We start from the raw sequence: 26090 nt of genomic DNA, 5'->3' as shown, positions 1-26090 counted from the left end.
GCATGGCCCACCCTTTTTCATATAATGGATCGGTTTAAACAATCCCCACTGCTCTTCTCTTTTAGGTATTTGTCATGTCTGATACTCAACATTCGTGTGTGATCATCGGTATTGCCGGCGCGTCTGCGTCTGGCAAAAGTCTTATAGCCCAGACCATTTATGAAGAGCTGGTGGCAGAACTGGGTGCAGGTCAGATTGGTGTGATCACCGAAGATTGCTACTACCGTGATCAGACCCACCTGACCATGGAAGAGCGGGTAAAAACCAACTATGACCACCCCAATGCGCTGGATCACGACCTGCTGGTTCAGCACCTGAGTCAATTGCTGAAAGGGGATGCGGTAGACATTCCCCAGTACTCCTACACCGAGCACACCCGGATGAGCGAGGTGACTCCGTTCGCCCCGCGCCGTGTGATCATTCTCGAAGGTATTCTGCTGTTGACCGACAGCCGTCTGCGCGACCTGATGGATGCCTCCATCTTTATGGATACACCGCTGGACATCTGTCTGCTGCGCCGACTGGTGCGTGACGTGCAGGAGCGTGGCCGGACCATGGACTCCGTGCTCAAACAGTATCAAAAGACAGTACGCCCCATGTTCCTGCAGTTCATCGAGCCTTCCAAGCAGTATGCCGATGTGATTGTGCCCCGTGGTGGCAAGAACCGTATCGCGATCGACATGCTCAAGGCGCGTATTCGCCACATGTTGATTGGTTAAGTTGAAACAAGCCGGGTGATGCCCGGCTTTTTTAAAGCATAAAGTAGTCAGGAGAGTCGCCCAATGCGTCTGTGTGATACCGATATCGAACGCCATCTGGATGAGGGCAAGATCGTCATTGAGCCACGGCCCGGTGTAGAACGGATCAGTGGTGTCAGCGTCGATGTACTGCTGGGTAACGAGTTTCGGGTGTTTCGCGATCATACCGCTCCCTATATCGACCTGAGCGGCCCGAGCAGCGAGATGGCCGATGCCATCGATCGGGTGATGAGCGACGAGATCCATATCCCCGATGGCGAAGCCTTCTATCTGCACCCGGGTCAGCTGGCGCTGGCCGTGACCTATGAATCAGTCACCCTGCCAGCAGATATCGTCGGCTGGCTCGATGGTCGCTCTTCGCTGGCCCGTCTCGGTCTGATGGTGCATGTCACGGCACACCGTATCGATCCGGGCTGGTCTGGCCGTATCGTGCTGGAGTTCTACAATGGCGGCAAATTGCCGCTGGCGCTACGCCCCAAGATGAAGATCGGCGCGTTGAACTTCGAGATGCTTTCAGGCACTGCCGCCCGTCCGTACAACAAGCGGGAAAATGCCAAGTACAAGAGCCAGCAAGGTGCTGTCGCCAGCCGTATCAACCAGGATTGATGCAGCCTGCAGGCATGATTGGAAAAGAGGAGCACAAAGTGGCTCCTCTTTTTTTGGCTAGGTTGCAGGCGAGCGGACACTGCGAAGATACGGATGGCTCCTGGCTGGTCGGATGAGAATGGTTGGCAAACGATATTTTTATGCTTTTTTATGCCCATTGGGGGTGAAAAAGGGGGCTGAAAATGACGTTTGTTGGCTGAATTGTCAGCAACTTTGTTGTTCATTGGCAACAACTGCTCGCTTTAATTAATCTCTGGCAAGCCGCATGGTTACTGGCTGTAAGATATTTTTTACCAAAAAGCTCTTTTTTTTTATGGCTGAAATATTTCACGGATAGCTATGGTGTTGGCCGCCATCTGGCATAATCCGCCGCAACTCATAAACAGGCTTTTTTTTATGTTTGAAATGTTTAGTGGTTTGGGTTTGTGGTGGTCAATCGGTTTGGTATTGGCCGTTTTTTTTGTGCTTGCCTATGAATTCATCAATGGCTTTCACGATACCGCCAACGCGGTAGCAACGGTTATCTACACCAAAGCGATGCCCGCTCACCTGGCGGTTGTTGCATCAGGGATCTTCAACTTTTTCGGTGTCATGTTTGGCGGTCTGGGTGTGGCTTATGCCATCGTCCATCTGCTGCCCATCGACCTGCTGCTTGGGATGGACTCCACCCAAGGGTTGATCATGGTCTTCTCGCTGCTCTTTTCCGCCATTGTGTGGAATCTGGGTACCTGGTTCTTCGGGATCCCGGCTTCCAGCTCACATACCTTGATCGGTTCCATTCTGGGGGTAGGCGGTGCCTATGCCTGGATCAGTCACAAGCCGGTGACCGAGGGGATCAACGTGAGCAAGGCGATCGACATCATGCTCTCCCTGATCATCTCTCCTACCATCGGTTTCATCGTGGCAGCGCTGCTGCTGTTGGTTATGAAACGCATCTGGACCAGCAACAAGATCCACAAGACCCCGGAAGAGCGTCAACTTGTTGATGGCAAGAAGCACCCGCCATTCTGGGCTCGCCTCACTCTGGTTGCTTCTGCGATGGGGGTGAGCTTTGTGCACGGCTCCAACGATGGCCAGAAGGGTATCGGTCTGGTCATGTTGGTACTCATCTGCATGGCGCCAGCCTACTTCGCGCTGGACATGAATAGCCGTTCTTACGATCTGGATCGTACTCAGGATGCCAACCAGCGCATCATGGAAATCTACAAGCGCAATCAGGATGCGGTGAGTGGTGTTATCAACTTCAACTCAGCTTCTGCTGTGCAAGAAGAACTGATGACTCACTGTTCAGCAGACAGCGTGTTGCAGGCAATGAACACTCTGGACGCCCGTCTTGGTGCTGTTCGTACCTATGAAGAGATGAGCCTGACCGATCGCCGTGAAGTGCGTCGTCTGCTGCTCTGTATCGATGACACCGCACGCAAAGTTTCCAAACTCTCTCTGCCGGCCAAGGAGCTGACCGATCTGGCCAAATGGCGCAAGGATCTGACTGCGACTGCCGAATACGCTCCGACCTGGGTGATCGTCTCCATTGCGATGGCGCTGGGTTGCGGCACCATGGTGGGCTGGCGTCGTATCGTTCACACCGTTGGTGAGAAAATCGGTTCTACCGGTATGACCTATAGCCAGGGCATTGCTGCCCAAATCACGGCGGCCAGCTCCATCGGTATTGCCAGTCTGACCGGTATGCCGGTATCGACCACCCACATTCTCTCCTCTGCGGTGGCGGGTACCATGGTGGCCAACAAGTCAGGCCTGCAAAGCCAGACCATCAAGACCATCCTGATGGCCTGGGTGCTGACCCTGCCGCTGACCATGCTGCTCTCTGGTGGGCTGTTCATCATCAGCCATCATCTGTTCGCATAATCTCTTCAAGCGTTTATATATCAAAGGGCCTTCGGGCCCTTTTTATTTCAACATGAGTTCCATACCCCTTTTTTCCTATCGATTAGAGCCTGCTGCATCCTGCTAATCCAGATTGATATTATGTAGAGCGACGACTAACAAGTAGGGTGGGGGAGGGATAAGGGATATCCCGTTATTGGTACAAGCAAAGAGCCACATAGTGTGGCTTGTTGTTTTTTAGATACAACCCTGATCGGTGTTTATCGCAGCTCGCGTTATCCTGCGATACCCGGTCAATAGATAGTATTTCACACATAGACATGAGCAAGAGCGCGGTAGTCAATCGTTCTCCAGTCAGCATCATATCTGGTTAGTAGATTTAATTAGCGGAGGGGAGGGATAACTGTAACCTCCAACCAGAAAGTTACCGCTACAAAATATACGATTACATAAGCTGCATTTGCAGCATTGTGTACCTGGGCATAGTATTTGGCTCAATCTATAACACTGTTCCAGATGTAAGTCGGATTGTGGTTTTATATGGAGCTGACTTAATCTGGATAGTGGATTGATTCCTGAGATCTAAATTACATTGACAGTCCAAGCTGTAATCAGCGATTCGGCAAAAATGAATCGGAGCTAGGATGAGGAATGTACTATTGGATGCATGAATAATGAGTTTTATATGCCAACAAACAAGTTTGTGACTTAAGCTTTTATGGCCATTATTTCGAATAAATAGAATTCAGGTAGAAAACTTAGTACGCCTTTAGTTTTACCAAGGACGCCACTGATCCGCTCTACACCGGGCCGTGGCTCAATGACGATCTTGCCCTCAGCCGAATGGTCTCCGATATCGGTATTACACAGACGCATTGCCAAGGGATAACTAGGTGAATGTCACCCATAAAAAAAGAGCCACACATTGTGTGGCTCTTTGCTTGTTCTAACAAGAACTATTAAGGACGACCTGCCGGGCAGGAAGCCACATTGACTGCTGCGGTGCTACCGCCGTGACGGCCTGAGCTAACCACTTCGCCACGAACCAGAGGCGGATAGTCCACCGGTTCACGAGCGGGCAGGGCAGGAGCTTCGGCAGGGGTTGCCATTGGCGCAGATGCCTTGCGAGCTCGGGCCAACAGACCGGCACCGTGCTTAACCTGCTTGGTTACGGCTACGGGAGCCTCTTCAGCTACAACTTTTACCGGCTCTTCAGCAACAGGTGCAGTAGTTACTGCTTCTGTGACCTCAAATGCTTCAACAGCGGCTACCGGAGCTTCGGCAACAACTTCAGCAGGTTGTTCAGCTTGTGTAATCTCAACCTGACTTGCTTCAACTACTGCGACAGCAGGGGCTTCCACTTCTACGGTATCAACAACAGGTGTTGCGGCCACTTCGGTCTGTACCGCATGAGCCTGCTCAGCTGACTCCTCAGCAACAGCTTCGACAACCACGTGTTCGGTCAGTGCAGCAGAGGCTTGCAGAGCAGCAGCGACAGCTTCAGCGCTCGGGATGGTGACAACAGGCACTACCGGCTCTTCAACCTGCGCTTTGGCAATATCGGCCTGGGCGGCGGTAGTCAGAGTAGGCTCGGCTTGTTGCTCTTCATCACGCTGGCTACGTGCTTCTTCATTAATACGCTTGCGACGTTGGCCTTCGATGCGCTGGCTGCGCGGAGTACGGCGGGAACGGCGCTGACCTTCGGCCTGCTCATCCTGGTCGCCAGTCTCAACAGCTGCAACCTGAACCTCTTCTACGACAGGCAGGGCAGGGGTGTCGCTCGCAGCAACATCAACGCGGATCTGCTTGCGCAGCTGGCGACGTTCGCGGCGCTCAGCCACTTTCTGCTCTTTTTCCTGACGTGGTTCGATGGCATCAACGGTTTCCACCGCGTCAACGACAACCTCGGCACGAGGCTCACGGGGAGCGCGTGGCTCACGAGCGGGGCGTGGAGCACGGGGCTCACGTTCTTGACGCGCTTCGCGTGGTTCACGTTCCATCCGCTGTTCAGTGCGAACTTCACGCTCTTGACGGGGCTCGCGCTCTTTACGAGGACGACGATTGCGGTTTTCACCACCTTCGCGATTGCCATTTTCACGTTTCTCGCCAGCTTCCGCATTGTTGCGGTTGCCACGGTTGTCGTCACGACGAGGACGCTGACCACGGCCACGACCTTCTTCGCGCTGATGACGCTGACCCTCTTCCTTGCGTGCTTCACGAGCAGCCGGTTTATCAGCCGGAGCTTTTACTTCGGCAGGGGCTGCATCGCTGCTGAACAGGCCGGTAATGCCTTTGATCAGCTTGCTGAAGAAACCTGCTTCGGCAGGTGCAGCGGCAACGGCCGGGGCTGTCTGCTGCTGTGCTGCAACTGGCGCGGGTTGAGTCGGCTGGGCAAAGCCTTGCAGCAGCGGTTGTTCACGCTCGATCACCTGAGCTTGCTTCGGCTGGTAGACCGGCTTGGCAATCTCGGTTTTCAGCTCATAGCTGGCCGCTTCCGGGATCTCGTTCTGACGAATGCGGGTCACTTCGTAGTGCGGGGTTTCCAGATGCTGGTTCGGAATGATGTAAACACGCACATCATTGCGCTGTTCCAGACTAGCGATGGCAGCACGCTTCTCGTTAAGCAGATAGGCTGCAACATCCACCGGCACCTGACCGTGAACCTGCTCGGTGTTGTCCTTCATGGCCTCTTCTTCGATGAGACGCAGGATGGACAGGGCGAGGGATTCGTTGTCACGGATCACGCCTTGACCCTGGCAACGGGGGCAGATGTGGCTGCTGGACTCGTTGAGGGAGGGGCGCAGACGCTGGCGAGACATCTCCAGCAGACCGAAACGGGAGATCCGACCGAGTTGGATGCGGGCGCGATCCTGATGAACCGCTTCACGCAGACGGTTTTCCACTTCGCGCTGATGGCGAACCGGCGTCATGTCGATGAAATCGATAACGATCAGGCCACCCAGGTCGCGCAGACGCAATTGACGGGCAATTTCGTCGGCCGCTTCCAGGTTGGTTTGCAGCGCCGTCTCTTCGATATCGCCGCCCTTGGTGGCGCGGGAGGAGTTGATATCGATGGAGGTCAGGGCTTCAGTCGGATCGATAACGATGCTGCCGCCGGAGGGGAGGCGCACTTCACGCTGGAAGGCTGACTCGATCTGGCTCTCAATCTGGAAGTGGTTGAACAGGGCAACTTCACCCTTGTACAGCTTCACACGGTTGAGGAAATCGGGACGCACCAGCTCGATATGGGCCTTGGCACGTTCGAAAATCACCGGATTGTCGATCAGGATCTCGCCCACATCGCGACGCAGATAGTCACGGATGGCACGCACGATGACGTTGCTTTCCTGGTGGATCAGTACCGGCGCGGCGCGCTCCTGGGAGGCCTTGTGGATGGAGTCCCAGTGGTTGAGCAGAACGTTCAGATCCCACTCCAGCTCTTCCGGCGACTTGCCCACACCAGCGGTACGCACGATCAGGCCCATGCCTTCCGGCACGGTCAATCCACTCAGGGCTTCTTTCAGTTCGGTCCGCTCATCACCCTCAATGCGGCGGGAGATACCACCGGCACGGGGGTTGTTGGGCATCAGTACCAGGTAGCTACCTGCCAGGCTGATAAAGGTGGTGAGGGCTGCACCCTTGGTGCCACGCTCTTCCTTGTCGATCTGGACGATAACTTCCTGACCTTCGCGGACCACTTCTTTGATGTTGGGACGACCCTGATAGGAGTAACCGGAGGGGAAGTAATTGCGGGCGATCTCCTTCAACGGCAGGAAACCGTGGCGCTCGGCGCCGTAGTCGACAAAAGCAGCTTCAAGGCTGGGTTCTACGCGGGTGATCTTACCCTTGTAAATGTTCGCTTTCTTCTGCTCGTGTCCCGGACTTTCAATATCCAAATCGTAGAGCTGTTGTCCGTCAACCAGCGCTACGCGCAACTCTTCTTCTTGAGTTGCGTTGATAAGCATTCTTTTCATTGAGTTCTCATTATTGTGTCATTTTGATTTCCTCCATCTGGGTCCTGCCAGCGCCGGCCTCGGGTCTTCAGCATACTGGGGCAACCTCCCGGTTGGGGTATGCATGAGGCGCAAACTAAGGGCGTTCTGGTCATCTTTCCTCGAGAAGAGATGAATAAGGATGCCGAAATGGAGACAAATAAACGGTGATGCTTGTGTTCTCCATGCGTTGTACCTCGCACCCGGGAACCGTCATGTTCTTCTAGACACGGTGTATCGGGATTGGGTGGCATACTTTTTGGCCACTTAGTACAAGGCTTGAACACAATGACAAAACCTTGTTTATTATCCCATTTAAACCTCTTTTATAGCAAGGCGCCATTTTTCAACAAACCAGCAGCCAAGGGGCGCTGGCAGTGGTAAAATCCGCGCCATGACACAGATACATCAACAAGTGCAGCTGCTCACCATCGAAGCTGAGCATGACGGGCAGCGCATCGACAATTTTCTCAAGACTCAGCTAAAGGGCGTCCCCAAGAGCCTGATCTATCGCATCCTTCGCAAAGGTGAAGTGCGAGTAAACAAAAAGCGCATCAAACCGGAGTACAAACTCTGCGCAGGCGATGAGGTGCGGGTTCCTCCCGTTCGCGTCGCTGAAAAAAATGAGCTGCCATCCGCCAACCTCGGTGTTATCCAACGTCTGGAGAGCCAGATCCTGTTTGAAGACGATGCCATGATCGTGCTGAACAAGCCCTCCGGCATGGCAGTACACGGCGGCAGCGGCCTGAGCTTTGGCGTGATTGAAGGGCTACGCGCCCTGCGTCCTGAAGCCCGTTTCCTCGAACTGGTTCATCGACTGGATCGCGACACCTCCGGCGTGTTGCTGGTTGCCAAAAAACGCAGTGCCCTGCGTAGCCTTCATGAGCAGTTGCGTGTCAAGACCATGCGCAAGCAGTATCTGGCGCTGGTTCGCGGCAAATGGCAGGCTCACGTCAAGGTGGTCAATGCCCCACTGCGCAAAAACGACCTGCAGTCTGGCGAGCGGGTAGTGCGGGTAAGCGCCGATGGCAAGCCCTCCGAAACCCGGTTCCGCATCGTGCGTCAATTTGCCGAAGCAACCCTGGTCGAGTGCAGCCCCATCACCGGTCGTACTCACCAGATCCGGGTGCACACCCTGCATGCCGGTCACCCGATTGCGTGTGATGATAAGTATGGTGAAGTGGCGTTTGACGAGAAAATGCGCAGCCAAGGGCTGAAACGGCTCTTTTTGCATGCCTGGAAGCTCAGCTTCACTCATCCGGCCGATGGTCGCGAGATGCAGGTAGAAGCGCCGCTGGCACCTGAACTCGACAACTTCCTCAACGGCTTGCCACGCTGATGCAGGATATCCGGCTCGCCATTTTCGATTGGGACGGTACCCTGATGGATTCGGTGGGCCGGATTGTTGCCTGTGTGCAGGGGGCCTCCAGAGATTGTGAGCTGGCGGTACCTGCACCGTCCCAGATCTGGCAGATTATCGGGTTGAGCCTCGATGTTGCCATGTCCCGCCTGTTCCCTTTACGTAGCGACAGTGGCACCGCCATTGATGAGCGCCAGATTGCCACACTCATCGATCGTTATCATCATCACTATCTGCACGATGCTACCCCCAGTCCGCTGTTTGCCGGGGCAGAGGAGCTGCTGCATGACTGGCGCTCACAGGGGCTGCAACTGGCCGTCGCGACCGGCAAATCACGCCGTGGGCTGGATCGGGTATTGGATGAGACCGGGCTGCGTGCGTTGTTTGTTACCAGTCGTGGCGCCGATGAGGCCCGCTCCAAGCCTGATCCGCTGATGCTTGGGCAGATCCTGGCTGAACTGGGGCTTTCACCTAGGCAGGCCGTAATGATTGGCGACTCTGTTCACGATATGGCGATGGCCAAGGCAATCGCCATGCCGCGCATTGGTGTCACCTGGGGGGTGGATAGCCGCGAGGCCCTCAGTCGTTACGAGCCAGTGGCCGTGGTTGACTCTATGACGGCTCTTCGCGCGCTCTGTTGTAGACGCCTCTCTTTGTGAGACAAAAATCTGATATATAAAAATCCCGGTCAATTGACCGGGATTTTTATATTTTCTAGCTCATCTATTCGCCCACCATCAGGGCAGGGCGATGGCGTGGCACTCCAGCAGTTCGATCAGGCCGATAAGCGGCAGACCGATCAAGGCGTTAGGATCACGTCCTTCCAGCCCCTTGAACAGCACGATCCCCATCCCTTCGCATTTGAAGCTGCCAGCACAATCGAGGGGCAGTTCAGCCTCTACATAGCGGCGAATGGCGGTTTCGTCGAGATCGCGAAAGTGAACTGTAAACGGTTCAATCAATTCATGAATCTCCTTGGTTGCAGCGTTAAGTACGCACAGGCCAGTGTAAAAGGTGACGCTGCGCCCCTGAGCCGCCATCAGCTGTGCTATGGCATTGTCTATGGTGCCCGGTTTGCCGAGGATGCGGCCATTGCAGACGCACACCTGATCAGAACCGATGATCAGTCCGTGATCACGACTATTTGCAATGGCCTGAGCCTTTGCCCGGGCAAGTCGGGCCACCAGCTCCTGAGCGGATTCATCTGCAAGCGGGCGTTCGTCTACGTCGGGAGCCGCACATTCAAAGGGGAGGCCGAGCTTTTCCAGCAGGGCTTTGCGATAGCGAGAAGTTGAGGCGAGGATAAGATTCTGTGGCATAATCCGAATACCGATGAAAGCAAGTACCGGCATTCTAGGGACTTGTGGCGTTAAAATCATCGGCGGTAAGGACTTTTTCCTTTGACTATCAGTTGTTGGACCTATATTATTCGCGCCCTATGCAAAAGGTGAAGTTGCCCGTTAAGGTTGATCCAGTCCGTAGTGCCTTGAAGCTGCTCGACTATGTCGGGATAGTGGAAAAGTCGCAGATGCCCAGGCTGGAGGAATCAACCGCTGGCTTGCGGAGTGATATCGAGGTATCGCTGCACTTTGGCAAAGATGTCCAGAAGTTGACCGTTATGAAAGGCACTGCCCATGCCAAGGTTGACCTGGTTTGCCAACGTTGCGGAGAGACTTTCGAGCATCTCTGTGAAGCTGAATTTATCTACACTCCGCTGTTCGAAAGAACAAACGAGGAAGAACTGCCGGAAGCTTATGAGCCCATTGAGTTGGACGAAAACGGCGAGATGGACCTTCATCAAATCCTGGAGGATGAACTCATCCTCTCGTTGCCTCAGGTAGCCATGCATTCTCTGGATGCGTGTCCCCGCGGTAACATGGAGATGACTTGGGGTGAAATCGAACCTGCTGATGAGCGGCCGAATCCCTTTGCAGTTCTTGAAGAGCTTAAACGTAAGTGAATTTAGGAGTTAGCCTACAATGGCCGTACAACAGAACCGTAAAACCCGTGCCAAGCGTGGCATGCGTCGTTCCCACGATGCGCTGACCACTGCTGCCCTGACTGTTGATCAGACCAGTGGCGAAATCCATCGTCGTCACCACGTGACTGCCGATGGTTTCTACCGCGGTAAAAAGGTAATCGCTTAAGGATTGCCTTTGTCTACGCAAACTGTCGCGCTAGACATCATGGGGGGAGATATTGGCCCCTCGGAAACAGTGCCTGCCGCCGTGCAGGCACTGTCTCTTTTACCCCAGCTAAAACTGATCCTGGTCGGTGACCAACATCAGACCTCCTCTCTGCTGCAGCAACATGGCTTGCTGAATCATCCCCGCGTTCGTTTCGTACATGCATCCCAGGTGGTTGGCATGGGCGATAAACCGATCGTGGCGCTGCGTACTCTGAAAGATTCCTCCATGCGGGTGGTACTCAATCTGGTGAAAGCCGGTGAGGCCGATGCCTGCGTGAGTGCCGGCAACACCGGTGCGTTGATGGCGATGGCCAAGTGCGTGCTCAAATCTCTGCCCGGGGTCGATCGGCCGGCACTTATCAAGGCGCTGCCGACATTGAGCGGCAAGCGCACCGTGATGCTGGATCTCGGCGCCAACGTCAGTTGTGATGCGGATACCTTACTTCAATTTGCGGTGATGGGCTCCGTGGTGGCCGAGAAAGTCGAAGGCATCGCTTCTCCTCGTGTTGCCTTGCTCAACATCGGGGAAGAGGAGATCAAGGGGAACGATCTGGTACGTCACAGTGCCGAATTGTTGCGCCAGTGCAACGCGCTCAACTATGTCGGTTTCATTGAAGGGGATCGCATCTTCAGCGGCGAGTGCGATGTGATCGTCTGCGACGGTTTTGTTGGCAATGTCGCCCTCAAAACGGCCGAGGGGGTAGTGCGAATGATGGCTCAGCTGGCGGGATATCCCCGCAAGAAGCGCACTTTTCTTGGCCGGATCGCCGGTTTTATGTTCAAACGGCGTTTTTCATACCTGAACCCCGACCAGTATAACGGGGCAAGTCTGTTAGGATTGCGCGGCATTGTGGTAAAAAGTCATGGGCGAGCCGAGCGGCGCGCCCTGTGTAATGCGATCCTGCTGGCCGCACAAGAGGCCAAACATCAACTTCCACTGCAAATAGCAGATCGCCTTGAAGCTGTCTTTTCCGACAGGGACCTATAAGAACTCTATGCATAGCAAAATTCTGGGTACTGGCAGCTACCTGCCGAGTTCAGTGCGTACCAACGCCGATCTCGAGCAGATGGTTGAGACCAGTGACGAGTGGATCGTGGAACGCACCGGGATCCGTGAGCGCCGCATTGCCGGTGCTGATGAGACTGTTGCCACCCTCTCTTACCAGGCCGCCCTGCGGGCCCTGGATGCCGCGGGTCTGACTGCGGCCGATCTCGACATGATTGTGCTGGCCACCACCAGCGCAGAAAACGCCTTCCCGGCAGCTGCTTGCGAACTGCAAGGGCTACTGGGTGTACAGGGGATCCCTGCCTTTGACGTGGCGGCAGCCTGCGCCGGTTTTACCTACGCACTCTCCATTGCCGATCAGTTCGTCAAATCCGGCGCTGCCCGCCACGTGCTGGTCGTAGGGGCCGATGTGCTGTCGCGCATGTGCGATCCGGAAGATCGCGGCACCATCATTATTTTTGGTGATGGGGCCGGTGCCGTGGTGATTGGTGCCAGCGAAACACCGGGCATTCTCTCCACCCATCTGCATGCCGATGGCCGTTATGGCGATCTGCTCAAGCTACCGCAACCCCGTCGCGGGATGCCGGGCGCCGAACTCGAAGCCTACATGTACATGAAGGGCAACGATGTGTTCAAAGTGGCGGTCACCCGTTTGAGCGAAATCGTGACCGAGACGCTGGCAGCTGCCGGTCTCGAGCCGAGCGAGCTGGACTGGCTGGTGCCCCATCAGGCCAACTTCCGCATAATCAGCGCCACTGCCAAGAAACTCGGTATGGGCCTCGATAAAGTGGTGTTGACCCTCGACAAGCACGGCAACACCTCTGCTGCGTCCGTCCCCATCGCCTTCGATGAAGGGGTGCGGGATGGCCGGATCAAACCGGGCCAGCTGGTCTTGCTGGAAGCCTTCGGCGGTGGTTTTGCCTGGGGCTCGGCGCTGGTTCGCCTCTGATCCAAAGCGGGATGAGCGAGTGCTGTCATCCCGCAACGATTTCATTTTTGCTTATCTAAAAGGAATCAATGATGACCCAATTTGCCATTGCCTTCCCGGGACAAGGCTCCCAAACCGTGGGCATGCTGGCCGAGCTGGCCGAGCAACATGCCGTGATCAAGGAGACCTTCGCCGAGGCGAGCCAGGTGCTGGGTTATGACCTGTTTGCCCTGGTAATGAACGGTCCGGCCGAAGAGCTGAACAAAACCTGGCGTACCCAGCCCACACTGCTGACCGCTTCTGTCGCACTGTGGCGTCTGTGGCAACTGCAGGGTGGGGCAACGCCTTCCGTCATGGCTGGTCACAGCCTGGGTGAGTATTCCGCTCTGGTTTGCAGCGGTGCGCTGGCCTTTACCGATGCCGTCAAACTGGTCGAGCTGCGTGGTCTGGCCATGCAGGAAGCGGTACCGGAAGGTACTGGTGCCATGGCTGCCATCATAGGTCTGGACAACGACGCCATCGCTGCCAACTGCGAAAAAGCGGCAGAGGGGCAGGTGGTCTCTCCGGTCAACTTCAACTCTCCGGGCCAGGTCGTTATCGCTGGCCACAAAGAGGCTGTCGAGCGTGCCAATGTGCTGATGAAAGAGTCGGGCGCCAAGCGTGCGCTGCCGCTGCCGGTTTCCGTGCCGTCTCACTGTGCGTTGATGAAACCTGCCGCAGAAAAACTGGCAGCTGCGCTGGACGGGATCGAGATCAAGGTTCCTGCCATCGCGGTCATCAATAATGTCGACGTATCCTGTGAACAGGATCCAGCCGCCATCAAGCAAGCACTGGTGCGTCAGCTGTTCAGCCCAGTTCGTTGGACCGAAACTGTAGAGCGGATGGCCAATGAGGGCGTTACCCTCGAAATCGAGATGGGACCGGGCAAAGTATTGACCGGGCTCGCCAAGCGCATCGACAAGCGCGTGGAAGGTATTCACGCCAACGATGCAGCCTCTTTCGAGCAGGCGCTGGCCCAGATCAAGTAAACAGGAGCAAGTAATGAGCTTTACCAATAAGGTTGTGTTAGTGACCGGTGCCAGTCGTGGCATCGGCCGTGCAATTGCCGAAACTTTTGCGGCCCGTGGCGCCAAAGTCGTCGGCACTGCGACCAGCGAGAGCGGTGCCGAGGCAATCAGCGCTTACTTGGGCGACAATGGTTGCGGCATGGCACTGAACGTGACCAACCAGGAATCCATCGAATCCGTTTTCGCTGCCATCAAGGCGCGTTTTGGTGACATCGACATCCTGATCAACAACGCCGGTATCACCCGCGACAACCTGTTGATGCGGATGAAAGATGACGAGTGGAACGAGATCATCGATACCAACCTGACCTCGCTCTACCGTCTGAGCAAACCGGTTCTGCGGGCGATGATGAAGAAGCGCAATGGTCGCATCATCAGCATCGGTTCCGTCGTTGGTACCATGGGCAATGCCGGTCAGGTCAACTATGCAGCTGCCAAAGCGGGTCTGGTTGGCTTTACCAAATCGCTGGCGCGTGAAGTGGCCTCCCGTGGTATCACGGTCAACGCGGTTGCTCCCGGTTTTATCGAGACCGATATGACCAAGGCGCTCAATGAAGAGCAGCGTGCCGGCATCATGAGCCAGGTTCCTGCCGCTCGTCTGGGTGATCCGAAAGAGATTGCCGCCGCTGTGGTATTCTTGGCTTCCGATGAAGCAGCCTATATCACCGGTGAAACCCTGCATGTTAATGGCGGGATGTACATGGTGTAATCAATTTGTCGTGAGTTCTGTTCAAATTTGCGATAGTACGCCGAAGTTTGGCGAATTTCGTGGTTTGACCAGCGGCAAGCTACTTGCAAACTCACGTCAATTGAATAAACTACCCCAACCAGACGCAATAGCGTATTTTTAAAGGAAAATTCAGGTCATGAGCAACATCGAAGAACGCGTAAAGAAAATCATCATTGAACAACTGGGTGTTAAAGAAGAAGACGTTAAGAACGCTGCCTCCTTCGTCGACGACCTGGGCGCTGACTCTTTGGATACCGTTGAACTGGTAATGGCGCTGGAAGAAGAATTCGATACCGAAATTCCTGATGAAGAAGCCGAGAAGATCACCACTGTTCAAGCGGCTATCGACTACATCACCGCTAATCAGGAATAAGTTCCTGTTCTGAAAGAAGCGGCCCAAGGGCCGCTTCTTTTGTATTTGTTTCCTTTCAAATCACCTCTCGGAGACTACCTCAGTGTCAAAACGCAGAGTCGTGGTGACCGGCTTGGGGATGCTTTCCCCGGTAGGCAACACAGCCGAATCCAGCTGGCAAGCCCTGCTCAACGGGCAGAGCGGCATTTCCCTTATCGACCATTTCGATGCCAGCGAGTTTGCAACCCGTTTTGCAGGTCTGGTCAAGGACTTCGATCCCGAGCAGTACGGTATCAACCGTAAAGACGCTCGCAAGATGGATCTCTTCATTCAATACGGTATTGCTGCCGGTATGCAGGCACTGGATGATTCCGGCCTCGTAATCAACGACGACAATGCCGAGCGCGTCGGTGTGGCGATCGGTTCCGGGATTGGCGGTCTGGGTCTGATTGAACAGAACCACGACAGCCTCGTGAACGGCGGCCCGCGCAAGATCAGCCCCTTCTTCGTGCCCTCCACCATCATCAATATGGTGTCCGGTCATCTCTCCATCATGAAGGGATTGCAAGGTCCGAACATCGCTGTGACCACCGCCTGCACCACAGGTACCCATGCCATCGGTATGGCTGGCCGGATGATCGCTTACGGCGATGCCGACGTGATGGTCGCTGGCGGTGCCGAGAAAGCCTCCACCCCGATGGGGATGGGCGGCTTCGCAGCAGCCAAGGCACTCTCCAACCGCAATGACGAGCCGCAGAAGGCGAGCCGTCCGTGGGATAAGGATCGCGACGGTTTCGTGTTGGGTGACGGTGCCGGTGTACTGGTGCTGGAAGAGTACGAACACGCCAAGGCCCGCGGCGCCAAGATCTACGCCGAACTGGTCGGTTTTGGCATGAGTGGTGACGCTTATCACATGACTGCACCTCCTGCCGATGGCAACGGTGGCGCTCGCGCCATGAAGAATGCCATCAAGGATGCCGGTATTGCACCCGAGCAGGTGGGGTACATCAATGCCCACGGCACTTCGACCCCGCTGGGCGATGTAGCCGAACTGCGCGGCATGAAAGCCGTCTTTGGCGAGCACGCCAAGTCACTGATGGTCAGCTCCACCAAGTCGATGACCGGTCACCTGCTGGGTGCCGCCGGTGCCATCGAGGCGATCATCACTGTGCTGGCCCTGCGCGATCAGATTGCACCGCCCACCATCAACCTGGATAACCCGGATGATGAGTGCGACCTGGATCTGGTGCCCCATGTGGCCAAGCCGGGTAACTTCGAGTACGCCCTCTCCAACTCGTTTGGTTTCGGCGGTACCAATGGTTCCCTGATCTTCAAACGCGTATAATTGCCTGCGGGCAATGACAGAGGCCCGATACTGCCGGTATCGGGCCTTTTTTATCGGAGGGATCTCTTTGCTGATCAATGGATTGAAGCTCGATACCATCTCGGCCCGCGACCGAGGTCTGGCCTATGGCGATGGCCATTTCACCACCATGGCGGTGAGAGAAGGAAAGGTATTGCAGTGGCCAGCGCATCTGGCTCGACTGCAACAGACCAATAGCCGGCTGGGAATGGTTGAACCGGACTGGGAATTGCTGGCTCGGGAACTCGAGACCCTGGTTGCCGGTGAGCAACAGTGTGTTGCCAAGGTGATGCTGACCCGGGGGGAGGGTGGCCGCGGTTATGATGGCAGCGAGTGCCAGCAGACGACCCGTATTCTTTCGCTGGCGCCTTTTCCTGCCCAGTACGCCCAGTGGCAACGCGAGGGGATCAACTTGCTGGTGTGCCGCCAGCGAATTGGTGATGCCCCCATGCTGGCCGGGCTCAAGACCCTCAACCGGATGGAACAGGTGCTGCTCAAGAGCGAACTTGTCAGCCGTGGTGCAGTCGAAGGAGTAGTGCTCAGCAGTCGTGGCGTGCTGGTCGAAGGAGTCAGTGCCAATCTGTTTTGGCGTCGGGGCAAGACGGTGTTTACGCCCGATCTGGCCCGTTGCGGGGTTGACGGCATCATGCGCCGTCAGGTCATGGCGATGCTGAAACAGATGAGTATTGAGTTGCGTGTGGTAGAGGCTCCGCTGGAGTCACTATGGCAGGCGGAAGAGGTGTGGCTCACCAATACCCTGATGGGGGTGGTGCCGGTCAACGGCATCGAGGATAAACAGTATCCTGCCCCGGTATTGAGCCGCCGTTTACAGGAGCGTTTGGTCATTGAAGTTTAATCGGCTTTACACCCTGCTCGCGGGGGCGGCACTGACTGTGGCCGTCGCCGGGGGCTATGTGCATTACAAATGGCAGCAGGTGGAGATGCTCACCAACAAGGGGCCGACTCGCCTCTTTACGGTGGAGAAGGGGGCTCATGCCGCTCGCCTGATCGCCGAGTTGGGTGATGGTGAACCCAGTCCGTGGGCGGTGCGCCTCTGGCTGCGCGGTCATCCCGAGCTGGTTGCCATCAAGTCGGGCACTTATGAAATCAAGGAGGGGGCCCTGCTCAAGGAGACCCTCTCGCTCTTTGCTTCGGGCAAGGAGTTTCACTTCAGCCTCACCTTCGTCGAGGGTTCTCGCTTTGATGATTGGCTGAAGCAGTTATCCAGTGCACCTTATCTGGAACGGCTCACGGTCGAGTTGCCCGAGGCTGATCTGGCCAAGGAGCTGGGTATCGAGAATGGCAAGCTGGAGGGGTGGTTTTTGCCGGAAACCTACGCCTATACCACCCATGCCAGCGATCTCTCCATTCTGCGTCGTGCTCATCAGGACATGGAGACATTCCTGCAGCAGAGCTGGGACAAGCGGCAGGCCAATCTGCCTTACAAGACCCCCTATGAAGCGCTGATCATGGCCTCGATCATCGAAAAAGAGACCGGTCTGCCTGAAGAGCGGGCACAAATTGCCTCGGTGTTCGTAAATCGTCTGCGTCTTGGCATGAAGTTGCAGACCGACCCCACCGTGATTTACGGGGTGAAGGATCGCTATGACGGCAACATTCGCCGCAGCGATCTGACCGACAAGAACCCCTACAACACTTATGTGATCGATGGTTTGCCGCCGACGCCCATTGCCATGCCGGGCAAGGCATCCATCGAAGCGGCACTCAACCCCAAGTCGACCGACTATCTCTATTTTGTCGCCAAGGGCGGTGGTGCTCACTACTTCTCCAAGACCCTCGATGAACACAATCGGGCGGTTCGCGAATACATATTGAAGAAATCCTGATGTCTAAATTTATCGTTATTGAAGGTTTGGAAGGGGCAGGGAAGAGCTCTGCCGTCCGTTACGTCACAGACTATCTGCAGCACCACGGCATCGAGCGGATCGAATGTACCCGCGAGCCGGGCGGTACGCCGCTGGCCGAGCGGATGCGAGCCATCGTCAAAGAGGTGCATGATGAGCGCCTCACCATCGAGGCCGAGCTGCTGCTGATGTATGCCTCCCGGGTACAACTGGTGGAGACCCGCATCAAGCCGGCACTGGCCGATGGTGTCTGGGTGGTGGGGGATCGCCACGATCTCTCCTCCCAGGCCTATCAGGGGGGTGGCCGTGGCATCGATGCTGCTCTTATCGGTGCCATCAAGCAGGCGGTTCTCGGCAACTTCAAACCGGATCTCACCCTCTATCTCGATATCGATCCCGCACTCGGTCTGCAACGCGCCCGCCATCGTGGCGAGCTGGATCGGATCGAGCTGGAGCAGCTCAGCTTTTTCGAGCGCACCCGCACCCGTTATCTCGAACTCGCCGCCAAGGATGACTCTATTGTAGTGATCGATGCGGGACAAACCCCGGATCAGGTAAAAGCGGCGATTGAAGCTGCGCTGGATGCTCGCCTATGTATCCCTGGTTGATCCCCGACTGGCAGGCACTGAGCCAGACTGCAGCGGCCAGCAGACTGGGTCATGCCTGGTTGTTGCTTGGCGATCCCGGTCTTGGCAAGGAGCAGCTAGCTGAACGGTTGGCGCGTTTGCACCTTTGCCAACAACCGGATCGCGGAGAGCCATGCGGTCATTGCCACTCCTGCCAGCTTTTTGACAAAGGCCATCATCCGGATCTCGGCACCATCAGTCGCGACAGCAAGACCATCGGGGTCGAAGCGATCCGTGATATCTGCAACCGACTGCAAGGCTCGGCCCAGCTCGGCCGCGGCAAAGTTGTGATCATTCCTGATGCGGAGCGGATGACCGAATCGGCAGCCAATGCGCTGCTGAAAACCCTGGAGGAGCCTGCCGGTGACAGCCTGCTCATCCTCATCGCCTCCCAGGTTTCCCGTCTGCTGCCCACCATTCTCAGCCGTTGTCACAAACACGTGTGTCAGTTGCCAAGTGAGGGTGAAACGGTGCGCTGGCTTGCTGAACAGGGACATCAGGCAACTCTGGCTCAGGTGCGGATCTGTCAGGGGGCGCCGCTGCGGGTGCTCGACTACATCGAGCAACTGCAAGATGGTGCTCGCCGTGAGCTGCTCGAGGATCTGGTCGCCCTCGCCAAGTCCCCGGTCAAGGCGACCACCTTGTGCAGCCAGCTCGGTCAGGAGACACAAGTTCGCCTGCATTGGCTACAGCTCTTTTTGTGCGATGCCCTGAAAACTCAGGCGGGATGCGGTCACCATCAACTGGCGATGCCTGATCTTGCTACCTTGAGCCAGCAATTCGCCGGGCTGCATTCCAGTGAAAAACTGCTGGATGCCGAGCAGCAACTGGTCGCCCTGAAAGCGGCCTGTCAGCCCGGACAGCTATCCAATCCCACCATTCATCTGATGAACTGGCTCAGTCGCTGGTTATAGAACGTCATTAGCAATAAAGGTTTTGTATGTTACTCGTTGACTCCCACTGTCACCTCGATCGTCTCAGCTATGGCAGCAAACAGAGCAATATGGCTGATGTGCTGGCCAAAGCGGCCGTGCAGGAGGTGGGATACTTTCTCTGTGTCAGCGTGACGCAAGAACAATTTCCGACCATGATGACGGCCATCGCCCCTTATCCCCAGGTGTTTGCCTCCTGCGGGGTGCATCCGCTCAATCAGGAACCCGGTGTCGATGCCGCCTTGCTGCTGACCCAGGCGGCAGATGAAAGGGTGGTGGCCATCGGTGAGACCGGTCTCGATTACTTCTACTCCCCCGAGAACAAGGAGGTTCAGCAAGCCTCCTTCCGTGAACATATCCGGGTCGCCCGTGCCCTGAACAAACCGCTGATCATTCACACTCGTGATGCCCAGCAAGATACTTTGCAGATCATGCGCGAAGAGGGGGCGGATCAGGTTGGCGGCGTGTTGCACTGCTTCACCGAGTCTCTCGAGATGGCTGAAGCGGCAATGGAGATGGGGTTCTATATCTCCATCTCGGGGATCGCCACGTTCAAGAATGCCTCGGCGTTGCAGGAGGTAGTGAAGGCATTACCTCTCGATCGACTGTTGGTCGAAACGGATGCACCCTATCTTGCCCCGGTTCCACATCGGGGGAGGGAGAACGAACCCGCCTTCGTGCGCGATGTTGCCCAGTTTATTGCCGACCTGCGTCAAATAGCGCTCAGTGAACTGGCAGAAGCTACCAGTCGCAACTTCTTTGAGTTGTTCAAACTCGCCCGGAAATAAGAGCTGACGCCCCGTATTACGGGGCGTTTAACTTTTAGCAACCAGATATAGCAGAAAGAAGCGATAAATAAAACCGTTATCTCTCACTGACTCAGCATTGAATTGCCATCAGCGCAATGACTCAACCTGTAAACCGGACATGAATAGGACATCAGATTAGAGAAAACGGAGATGCTGGATTGGGGGGTTAAACAGACACTCATAAGTATCGATAATATTCATTATCGATACTTGATGAAGCTGAAGGATCCTGTAAGATCCCTCCTAAACTTCATATGAATCATGATCTTCCGTGTCACATCCATCCATTTCAGGCTCAGCTCATCAGTCATTGCAAACGGTCTTTGATGCCCAGCTAAATAGCCGTGCTCGCCGCTTCCTGCGCAGTGCCAAAGCAAATTCGACCCTCAATGCCTATCAGGCGGATACCCGGATTTTTGTCTTTTGGTGCCAGTTGCATGGTCTGGATCCACTGCAAACGACCCATCATGACATCATGAACTTTCTGGCAGATCAGGCCGACGGGGTACTGGCTGACTGGGTATGGCTCAATAAAGAAGAAGGGAGAGGGGAGCTGCGTAATGGTGAACCGCGCAAACCGGCAACTTTGGTACGAAGGCTCGCCGGGATCCGCTACGCCTTCAAACAAAAAGGCATCCACCCGATGCCGACCGAACACCCTGAAATCAAAGAGATGATGCGCGGTATTGTCCGTCTTGGTGATAACCGCAAGCGCAAAACGGGTGCACTCACGTTGCAGCCATTGACCCAGGTGCTGGATGGCATCGATACCAATGATCTGGCGGGACTTCGCGATCACACCCTGTTGCTGTTGATGTTCAGTGGTGCCTTACGCCGCTCGGAAGCAGCCAGGATTGAGGTGAGTGACCTCGATTTTGTGGGGCAGGGGATCCGTCTTCGCCTCAAACCTAGCAAGCATCAACTCCATGAAACCGAGATCGCCCTTATCCCCGGCAAGCACTATTGCCCGGTTGCTGCGATTGGCAACTGGCTCAAGAAGAGCCGGATCAATGAAGGGCCGCTCTTTCGGCGGATGAATCGCTGGGGCCAACTCACACCAGATCCTCTGGGACCGCAGGGTATCAACCTGATGATCAAGCGGCGCACCGGTCAGGCTATCGATGACCTCTATGTCAGTGGCCACAGTTTACGTCGCGGATTTATCACCTCGGCCGTCACCGCTGGCAAACCGATGAACAAGATCATCGAGGTTACCCGTCACAAGGATATGCGCACCCTGCAAGAGTACTTTGACGATGCCCATAAATTCTCTGATCACGCGCTGGATGGACTGCTTTAGCATAAATGCGTCACTGCATTTTTTATGTTAAATGATATCCCATTGATCTGATGGTATATTTGGTTGGCTTCGTAGTTAGCTGGCAGGGTAGGGGAAGCCCCCATCTTTCACCACTATGCGAAGAGAACGTGAGAGATAACCAGTAATAAAAACAAGTATTGCAAGGTCATATGAGCCAGGAAATCAACGAGCTTGAGGCAAAAGAGACCGCCTCGCAGAACAACGCCAAGCGCCAGCGTCAGCATGTAAAACGCAAACAGGAGAGTCATACCCGGTTGCAATGCTGGATCAGTAATCGCCATGCCGAACGGTTGGTGGCACTCGGCTTGCATCTTGAAGATAGCCAGGCATCACTCATCGAACAGGCGATCGATCTGCTCTATCACCATGAACTGGGGAGCGAACCTCACGCAGAGAAAGTGGAGATAGCTCTGTTGGAAGAGAGTGTCGAGTAACGATGAACTTGGCTAAGAAGAGATAAAAAAAGCCAGGTACGAATTCCGTGTACCTGGCATAGGGGAATTGGCTCCTTGCAGAGCCGTGCGCTAACTGGTGTTCGGATTGCCTTAAGCTTAGACAAGGCTCAAGGCTTTTCAAGAACCCGATAAAATTTCAACCAGAGTGTGGGTTTTGCAGACTCGAACAGCGTCGAGTCACCTTTCCTCGTTCAGTCAAAATCAGCCAAACAGATTGTTGTCGCGCACCAGCTCCCGGGGCAGGGCATTCTTGATCCGGCTACCTACCCATTTCCCCATACCCAAGGTATGGCCCTGATAACGAACGATCACCTCGCCAGAGCCAGCATCCTGTTCTGGCCAGACGTCCCGACCCATCATGAATTCCCGCGCGTTGGCGCTGTCCAGTTCGACAACCCCCTTGCTCGCTTTATCACCATAGGCGAGCGCCCACTCATGGGTGAGGCGATAGCCTTTCTTGAAGGTTTCTGCCAACTTGATGCCGATGCGATCGAAGCGCAGCTTACCCTGAACCTGTTCAAACAGATGAGGAAATAGCCAGATCTCGTCATTGCGGCCAAACAGTTGACCTTGTGGCGCCACACCAAAATTGGCTTCAATTTCGCGCAGCATGGGCTCAGACTCTTTCGCAGCCAATGGCAGGAAGGGGAATTTGCCGAGCTTGCCCGGTTTGAACATGGTGTTGGGCACTGAGTGGTGCTTGCGCAATCTGGCGACGAAAAAGCCTTCACTGTCGAAGATCTGGGGCCAAACGTGCAGGTATCCTTCGGATGTGCAGGCCTGCTCTGCATGGGGGAACAGGTCGGCCAGCGAGTCAAAACTCAAGGCATCGCCAAACTTCTCCAGCAGTGACTGACAGACCTCCTGGTTCTCCTGCAAACTGAGCGTGCAGGTGGAGTAGACCAGTACGCCACCCGGTTTCAAGGCATGGAAGGCACTCTCCAGCAGCCCCTGCTGCACCGCCGCAATCTCGTCAATGCTTTCGATGCTCCAGTTGCGCAGCGCATCTTCATCCTTGCGCACGGTACCTTCACCGGAGCAGGGGGCATCGAGCAGGATGGCGTCGAAAGTCTCAGGCAGCCACTGACCAAACACCTTGGCATCAAAGTGAGTCATCCCCACATTGGTCACCCCGCAGCGCTGAATATTGGCGCTCAGTACCTTGAGCCGGCTGCTGGAAAACTCGTTGGCAACCAGCATCCCCTGATTGTTCATCAGGGCGGCGATCTGGGTAGTCTTGGAGCCGGGGGCGGCCGCTGCATCCAGCAGCATGCCGTCCGCTTTGATCTTGTCGCTGGCTGTATAGGCCCTAGTAGATTGATCATTCTTAAGGATCCACCATAGACCCCGGTAATAAGTGGAATTCCTGCGGCATAAGTGGAATCGGGATTTGAGGATTGGCGCGGGTTTGATGGCGATTGGTGGTGTGGGATGGGTGAGATTTTGGCGAGCTGGGTGGAGCGTATATTAGCAATCACTGAAATGATCACTGCTCCTAAAAATTGCCGAAAATCGCGAGTAGATTGATCACTCGATGTTTTTTAAATTGGCCTTTAAACAGGCTTTAAACGCCGCTTGCAAACCAGCATCCTCGCCTGCTGCCATATGGCCTTGAAAGACCCCTTGCGAACGCCTGTAAAGCGGCCTGCGGCCTAGGCTTGTGGCATTATTGGCCGCGCAGAAAAATGCGCAACGACTTAATCAGCGAAACAAGGAATCAATGCTAATAAGTCATTGAATATAAACAACTTAATTATTTTATTGCCTATGGCTGGAAAAATTCGCATGATGGGCCTTGTGCGAATTTTTATCACACCGAGTTGACCCGTTTTCTGTTCGCTTGCGGCGACCATGAAAAGGAACTCAGTTCATTTTCCTGCAACATCCGTTCCTTTTGATGTAATTTCATTTTAAATCAATAGCTTATATTGGTTGCGTTCGCTCTTGATTGGTTATGTGAAAAGGAACGGCGATAGCTTGCTTTGCTCTCTTTGTATGTGGTTCAATTGAGTTCGATTGTTGTTTCCATAAAAGAGACCTTTTGGAAACTGAGTTTCCAAAAGGTAAGAATAGTTGTTTTTCTTTTAATTCAATACGTTACAGGTATTCTATGTGACTAGGATTGGAAACGTTGGTCATCATTGAAGTTTCCATTAATTGGTTGTTGCTATAAGCCGTATCAGGTTTATCTGATTTAATTTTCAGATAAACCGAGTTTATATAATGTTTGCGCGGTTTATTTCTTTGTTTTTCATGGTGTTGCAGGTCGATTGAATAGCTTTTGAAGTAAACCAATAAAGGCAAGCCGGTTTACTTATAAATCGATTGTTTGGCTATTTGTTGAGCTTCAAATCCTAGTGTTTTGATCATTGATGTTGACAAGGAAAACAGCTCAGGATAGCCTTTAAAAGCTCCAGAAAAACACTGGAGACGGGACTACTACCCCCGTATAATCCAAGACGCACAACACGCGTCCAGCGTGTTTTTTTGTGCGAAAATCTAGCCTTGTTATGGTGGGCTGGATGGGGCTGGCGCAAGCTGGGCCGTATCCTTGGAGCGGTGGTAGTAACCCTGTTCAGCTCACCGCCAGCGAGATTACTACCCTCCTGTCGGTGATAGTCCTACTATCCAAGGAGGCCCAGCATGGCCGGATCATCATCTGATCTCCACACTATTAGCCAAATCTGGCTGACCGTACAAAAAATTCATTCTCTATCCCTGCCTGATATGCCAGGAACTCAACGTAGAATTCTTGCTCGCTTGGAAGGAGCAGTTTCACGAGATCCATCAGCAAAACGCAAAGCAAATGGACGGAAGGGATTCGAATACCGCGCCGATCTGCTGCCTTTCTATGCCCAAAAAGAGTTGCTTTCTAGGCTGTCAGACAGCCAAGAGGATCTCTCACCATCCCCTGCTAATCCCCCTCTCGATCTCTTATCCGAACTATCTATCCATTCCGGTGATATGCTGTTCTCATGCCCTGCTGAAATGGTTGATGACGGCCTTAATCTGCTGTCTGTCTTGAATTGCCTTGTCGCCAGCAACGGCCATTTCGTGCGCGATGATCTGAGCCGTGCGCTCGAATTGGCCGAGGGCCTGATCCGCGCTGGAAACTCCTTGAGCAAGACTGAAGGAGGTGCAGAATGATGGCCCGTCACACTCCCGCCAGAAGTGCCCCGTTGAGCCCCTATGCAGCCGCCAAGCTGCGCCGTTCTCCGACCCTTATCAGCAGCGTCAGTAAGGAGCTACGGGATAAGATCGAGAATATGAAGGGCAACCTTGCGGCCCTTGAGTCGATGCTTGATAGCTGCGATGCTGGTCTCATTACTGGTGAGGGGTTCTTGAGTGAGGCCTCTCTGGCGCTGACGGTGATCGCGAGTAGCGCGGGATCTGCCAAGCGCCTTGTTAAGGCCGAGAGCCTGCATGTGGCCACCCTGGATGATGTGATCGTGGGTGAGTTCGTGGAGGTGCCAAGCGATGAGGAGTAAGCGTTTGACTGCGGAAGAGAGCCACGAAATGGCGGTGCTGGTGAATGAGATCGGGGTTAAGCAGGTGCTGGAGCTGCTGCGGGCGCACCAGAAGCAAAACACCCCATTCACCATGGTGAGCAAGCCACGGCGCACGGTGCAAAAGTATATGAAGTGGCCGCCCGATATTCGGGCCACCTTTGCCTATATGATTTGCAGCGGTGAATATACTCAGGTTGAAATGATGAACTACATCAATGAAGAGATTGAGAAGCGCGGCCTTGGAGATGATATGAAAGTATCAAGAACCGCCATGAGTAGATTTGTGATTGATATTGAAAGCAGTGCCGCAAAAGGTTAATGTGTTGACTCCTCTCCGGTGATTGGGCCATCGGGTAAGGGCAGGGAAGATCCCCCAGT

Annotated in this window: 25 protein-coding genes and 2 pseudogenes; 23 read left to right on the top strand and 4 right to left on the bottom strand. The window is 54.8% G+C overall.

Annotation, left to right across the window (positions count from 1 at the left end):
* Positions 1-74: 74 nt before the first annotated feature.
* The 3 genes from udk (at position 75) to BS300_RS01145 (ending at position 3230) form a co-directional block, all read left to right on the top strand.
* Positions 75-719, top strand: a complete 645-nt coding sequence (gene udk, locus BS300_RS01155; RefSeq protein WP_041207717.1) for a uridine kinase — start codon at positions 75-77, stop codon at positions 717-719.
* 63 nt (positions 720-782) lie between these two features.
* On the top strand, positions 783-1364 hold the full coding sequence (gene dcd / locus BS300_RS01150; protein ID WP_041207718.1) for a dCTP deaminase: 582 nt from the start codon (positions 783-785) through the stop codon (positions 1362-1364).
* Positions 1365-1760: 396 nt separating this feature from the next.
* Positions 1761-3230, top strand: coding sequence for an inorganic phosphate transporter (locus tag BS300_RS01145; RefSeq protein ID WP_041207908.1), 1470 nt, complete (start codon positions 1761-1763; stop codon positions 3228-3230).
* 762 nt (positions 3231-3992) lie between these two features.
* Here BS300_RS01145 and BS300_RS20955 read toward each other — a convergent pair.
* Together BS300_RS20955 and rne are read right to left on the bottom strand one after the other, a co-directional pair.
* A pseudogene (locus BS300_RS20955) lies at positions 3993-4085 on the bottom strand (dCTP deaminase); the annotation flags it as partial.
* 83 nt (positions 4086-4168) lie between these two features.
* Entirely contained in the window at positions 4169-7183 is a 3015-nt protein-coding gene (rne, locus tag BS300_RS01140; protein ID WP_071910185.1) for a ribonuclease E, read from the bottom strand.
* Positions 7184-7595: 412 nt separating this feature from the next.
* On the opposite strand from rne, the gene rluC reads away from it, so the two are divergent.
* Together rluC and BS300_RS01130 are read left to right on the top strand one after the other, a co-directional pair.
* Positions 7596-8540, top strand: coding sequence for a 23S rRNA pseudouridine(955/2504/2580) synthase RluC (gene rluC / locus BS300_RS01135; RefSeq protein WP_071910183.1), 945 nt, complete (start codon positions 7596-7598; stop codon positions 8538-8540).
* The gene (locus BS300_RS01130) at positions 8540-9220 is read left to right on the top strand and encodes an HAD-IA family hydrolase (protein ID WP_071910181.1); all 681 of its coding nucleotides are present in this window, start codon (positions 8540-8542) and stop codon (positions 9218-9220) included. Before rluC ends, BS300_RS01130 begins: the two co-directional genes overlap by 1 nt.
* A 78-nt stretch (positions 9221-9298) precedes the next feature.
* Here BS300_RS01130 and BS300_RS01125 read toward each other — a convergent pair whose 3' ends face one another.
* Positions 9299-9880: a nucleoside triphosphate pyrophosphatase gene (locus BS300_RS01125; RefSeq protein WP_071910339.1), complete on the bottom strand. Its 582-nt coding sequence runs from the start codon at positions 9878-9880 to the stop codon at positions 9299-9301.
* Positions 9881-9999: 119 nt separating this feature from the next.
* Here BS300_RS01125 and yceD point away from each other — a divergent pair, with 119 nt between their 5' ends.
* From yceD to BS300_RS01050, 15 genes are all read left to right on the top strand, one after another.
* Positions 10000-10521, top strand: a complete 522-nt coding sequence (gene yceD, locus BS300_RS01120) for a 23S rRNA accumulation protein YceD (protein WP_041207910.1) — start codon at positions 10000-10002, stop codon at positions 10519-10521.
* A 19-nt stretch (positions 10522-10540) separates the two neighbouring features.
* Entirely contained in the window at positions 10541-10708 is a 168-nt protein-coding gene (rpmF, locus tag BS300_RS01115; protein ID WP_005300935.1) for a 50S ribosomal protein L32, read from the top strand.
* A 9-nt stretch (positions 10709-10717) separates the two neighbouring features.
* Entirely contained in the window at positions 10718-11737 is a 1020-nt protein-coding gene (plsX, locus tag BS300_RS01110) for a phosphate acyltransferase PlsX (RefSeq protein ID WP_041207723.1), read from the top strand.
* 7 nt (positions 11738-11744) lie between these two features.
* Positions 11745-12704 (top strand): beta-ketoacyl-ACP synthase III, encoded by a 960-nt coding sequence (locus BS300_RS01105; protein WP_033113678.1) that lies wholly within the window; start codon positions 11745-11747, stop codon positions 12702-12704.
* Between the two features lie 71 nt (positions 12705-12775).
* Positions 12776-13711: an ACP S-malonyltransferase gene (gene fabD / locus BS300_RS01100; RefSeq protein ID WP_071910179.1), complete on the top strand. Its 936-nt coding sequence runs from the start codon at positions 12776-12778 to the stop codon at positions 13709-13711.
* Positions 13712-13724: 13 nt separating this feature from the next.
* Positions 13725-14459, top strand: coding sequence for a 3-oxoacyl-ACP reductase FabG (fabG, locus tag BS300_RS01095; RefSeq protein ID WP_071910177.1), 735 nt, complete (start codon positions 13725-13727; stop codon positions 14457-14459).
* A gap of 157 nt (positions 14460-14616) precedes the next feature.
* The gene (gene acpP / locus BS300_RS01090) at positions 14617-14853 is read left to right on the top strand and encodes an acyl carrier protein (protein ID WP_005300909.1); all 237 of its coding nucleotides are present in this window, start codon (positions 14617-14619) and stop codon (positions 14851-14853) included.
* Between the two features lie 82 nt (positions 14854-14935).
* Complete coding sequence (fabF, locus tag BS300_RS01085) at positions 14936-16177, top strand: beta-ketoacyl-ACP synthase II (protein WP_041207727.1); 1242 nt, start codon at positions 14936-14938, stop codon at positions 16175-16177.
* Positions 16178-16244: 67 nt separating this feature from the next.
* Positions 16245-17051, top strand: coding sequence for an aminodeoxychorismate lyase (gene pabC, locus BS300_RS01080; RefSeq protein WP_239693783.1), 807 nt, complete (start codon positions 16245-16247; stop codon positions 17049-17051).
* The gene (gene mltG, locus BS300_RS01075) at positions 17041-18042 is read left to right on the top strand and encodes an endolytic transglycosylase MltG (RefSeq protein WP_071910174.1); all 1002 of its coding nucleotides are present in this window, start codon (positions 17041-17043) and stop codon (positions 18040-18042) included. Before pabC ends, mltG begins: the two co-directional genes overlap by 11 nt.
* The gene (gene tmk / locus BS300_RS01070) at positions 18042-18668 is read left to right on the top strand and encodes a dTMP kinase (RefSeq protein ID WP_042030954.1); all 627 of its coding nucleotides are present in this window, start codon (positions 18042-18044) and stop codon (positions 18666-18668) included. Before mltG ends, tmk begins: the two co-directional genes overlap by 1 nt.
* Positions 18653-19600 carry a DNA polymerase III subunit delta' gene (gene holB, locus BS300_RS01065; protein ID WP_071910172.1) on the top strand — a complete coding sequence of 316 codons (948 nt, stop codon included), beginning with the start codon at positions 18653-18655 and terminating at the stop codon, positions 19598-19600. Before tmk ends, holB begins: the two co-directional genes overlap by 16 nt.
* Positions 19601-19626: 26 nt before the next feature.
* Entirely contained in the window at positions 19627-20406 is a 780-nt protein-coding gene (locus tag BS300_RS01060; RefSeq protein WP_071910170.1) for a YchF/TatD family DNA exonuclease, read from the top strand.
* Positions 20407-20785: 379 nt separating this feature from the next.
* Positions 20786-21727: a site-specific integrase gene (locus BS300_RS01055; RefSeq protein ID WP_232097924.1), complete on the top strand. Its 942-nt coding sequence runs from the start codon at positions 20786-20788 to the stop codon at positions 21725-21727.
* A 170-nt stretch (positions 21728-21897) separates the two neighbouring features.
* The gene (locus tag BS300_RS01050) at positions 21898-22182 is read left to right on the top strand and encodes a RepB family protein (protein WP_071910166.1); all 285 of its coding nucleotides are present in this window, start codon (positions 21898-21900) and stop codon (positions 22180-22182) included.
* A gap of 222 nt (positions 22183-22404) precedes the next feature.
* Here BS300_RS01050 and BS300_RS01045 read toward each other — a convergent pair.
* Positions 22405-23502, bottom strand: a pseudogene (locus BS300_RS01045) (NOL1/NOP2/sun family putative RNA methylase); the annotation flags it as partial.
* Between the two features lie 1344 nt (positions 23503-24846).
* Here BS300_RS01045 and BS300_RS20950 point away from each other — a divergent pair.
* The 3 genes from BS300_RS20950 to BS300_RS01035 are packed head-to-tail and all read left to right on the top strand — an operon-like array spanning position 24847 to position 26031.
* Positions 24847-25350, top strand: a complete 504-nt coding sequence (locus BS300_RS20950) for a hypothetical protein (protein WP_143241663.1) — start codon at positions 24847-24849, stop codon at positions 25348-25350.
* Positions 25347-25691: a hypothetical protein gene (locus tag BS300_RS01040; RefSeq protein ID WP_071910164.1), complete on the top strand. Its 345-nt coding sequence runs from the start codon at positions 25347-25349 to the stop codon at positions 25689-25691. The genes BS300_RS20950 and BS300_RS01040 overlap by 4 nt, the downstream gene beginning before the upstream one ends.
* 4 nt (positions 25692-25695) lie before the next feature.
* Positions 25696-26031 carry a DUF3486 family protein gene (locus tag BS300_RS01035; protein WP_071910162.1) on the top strand — a complete coding sequence of 112 codons (336 nt, stop codon included), beginning with the start codon at positions 25696-25698 and terminating at the stop codon, positions 26029-26031.
* Positions 26032-26090 lie beyond the last annotated feature (59 nt).

The organism is Aeromonas sp. SCS5, from assembly GCF_001887375.1.
Lineage (GTDB): Bacteria > Pseudomonadota > Gammaproteobacteria > Enterobacterales > Aeromonadaceae > Aeromonas > Aeromonas jandaei.
This window is presented reverse-complemented; position numbering and strand designations above follow the sequence as displayed.

Bases quoted from the DNA above. Each gene is read 5' to 3' on its own strand.
- fabD (WP_071910179.1), top strand. From the start codon at position 12,776: ATGACCCAATTTGCCATTGCCTTCCCGGGACAAGGCTCCCAAACCGTG.
- dcd (WP_041207718.1), top strand. From the start codon at position 783: ATGCGTCTGTGTGATACCGATATCGAACGCCATCTGGATGAGGGCAAG.
- rluC (WP_071910183.1), top strand. From the start codon at position 7,596: ATGACACAGATACATCAACAAGTGCAGCTGCTCACCATCGAAGCTGAG.
- holB (WP_071910172.1), top strand. From the start codon at position 18,653: ATGTATCCCTGGTTGATCCCCGACTGGCAGGCACTGAGCCAGACTGCA.
- BS300_RS01125 (WP_071910339.1), bottom strand. From the start codon at position 9,880: ATGCCACAGAATCTTATCCTCGCCTCAACTTCTCGCTATCGCAAAGCC.
- BS300_RS01050 (WP_071910166.1), top strand. From the start codon at position 21,898: ATGAGCCAGGAAATCAACGAGCTTGAGGCAAAAGAGACCGCCTCGCAG.
- BS300_RS01130 (WP_071910181.1), top strand. From the start codon at position 8,540: ATGCAGGATATCCGGCTCGCCATTTTCGATTGGGACGGTACCCTGATG.
- BS300_RS01145 (WP_041207908.1), top strand. From the start codon at position 1,761: ATGTTTGAAATGTTTAGTGGTTTGGGTTTGTGGTGGTCAATCGGTTTG.
- udk (WP_041207717.1), top strand. From the start codon at position 75: ATGTCTGATACTCAACATTCGTGTGTGATCATCGGTATTGCCGGCGCG.
- rpmF (WP_005300935.1), top strand. From the start codon at position 10,541: ATGGCCGTACAACAGAACCGTAAAACCCGTGCCAAGCGTGGCATGCGT.
- BS300_RS20950 (WP_143241663.1), top strand. From the start codon at position 24,847: ATGGCCGGATCATCATCTGATCTCCACACTATTAGCCAAATCTGGCTG.
- rne (WP_071910185.1), bottom strand. From the start codon at position 7,183: ATGAAAAGAATGCTTATCAACGCAACTCAAGAAGAAGAGTTGCGCGTA.
- BS300_RS01105 (WP_033113678.1), top strand. From the start codon at position 11,745: ATGCATAGCAAAATTCTGGGTACTGGCAGCTACCTGCCGAGTTCAGTG.
- BS300_RS01060 (WP_071910170.1), top strand. From the start codon at position 19,627: ATGTTACTCGTTGACTCCCACTGTCACCTCGATCGTCTCAGCTATGGC.
- acpP (WP_005300909.1), top strand. From the start codon at position 14,617: ATGAGCAACATCGAAGAACGCGTAAAGAAAATCATCATTGAACAACTG.
- yceD (WP_041207910.1), top strand. From the start codon at position 10,000: ATGCAAAAGGTGAAGTTGCCCGTTAAGGTTGATCCAGTCCGTAGTGCC.
- fabG (WP_071910177.1), top strand. From the start codon at position 13,725: ATGAGCTTTACCAATAAGGTTGTGTTAGTGACCGGTGCCAGTCGTGGC.
- tmk (WP_042030954.1), top strand. From the start codon at position 18,042: ATGTCTAAATTTATCGTTATTGAAGGTTTGGAAGGGGCAGGGAAGAGC.
- BS300_RS01040 (WP_071910164.1), top strand. From the start codon at position 25,347: ATGATGGCCCGTCACACTCCCGCCAGAAGTGCCCCGTTGAGCCCCTAT.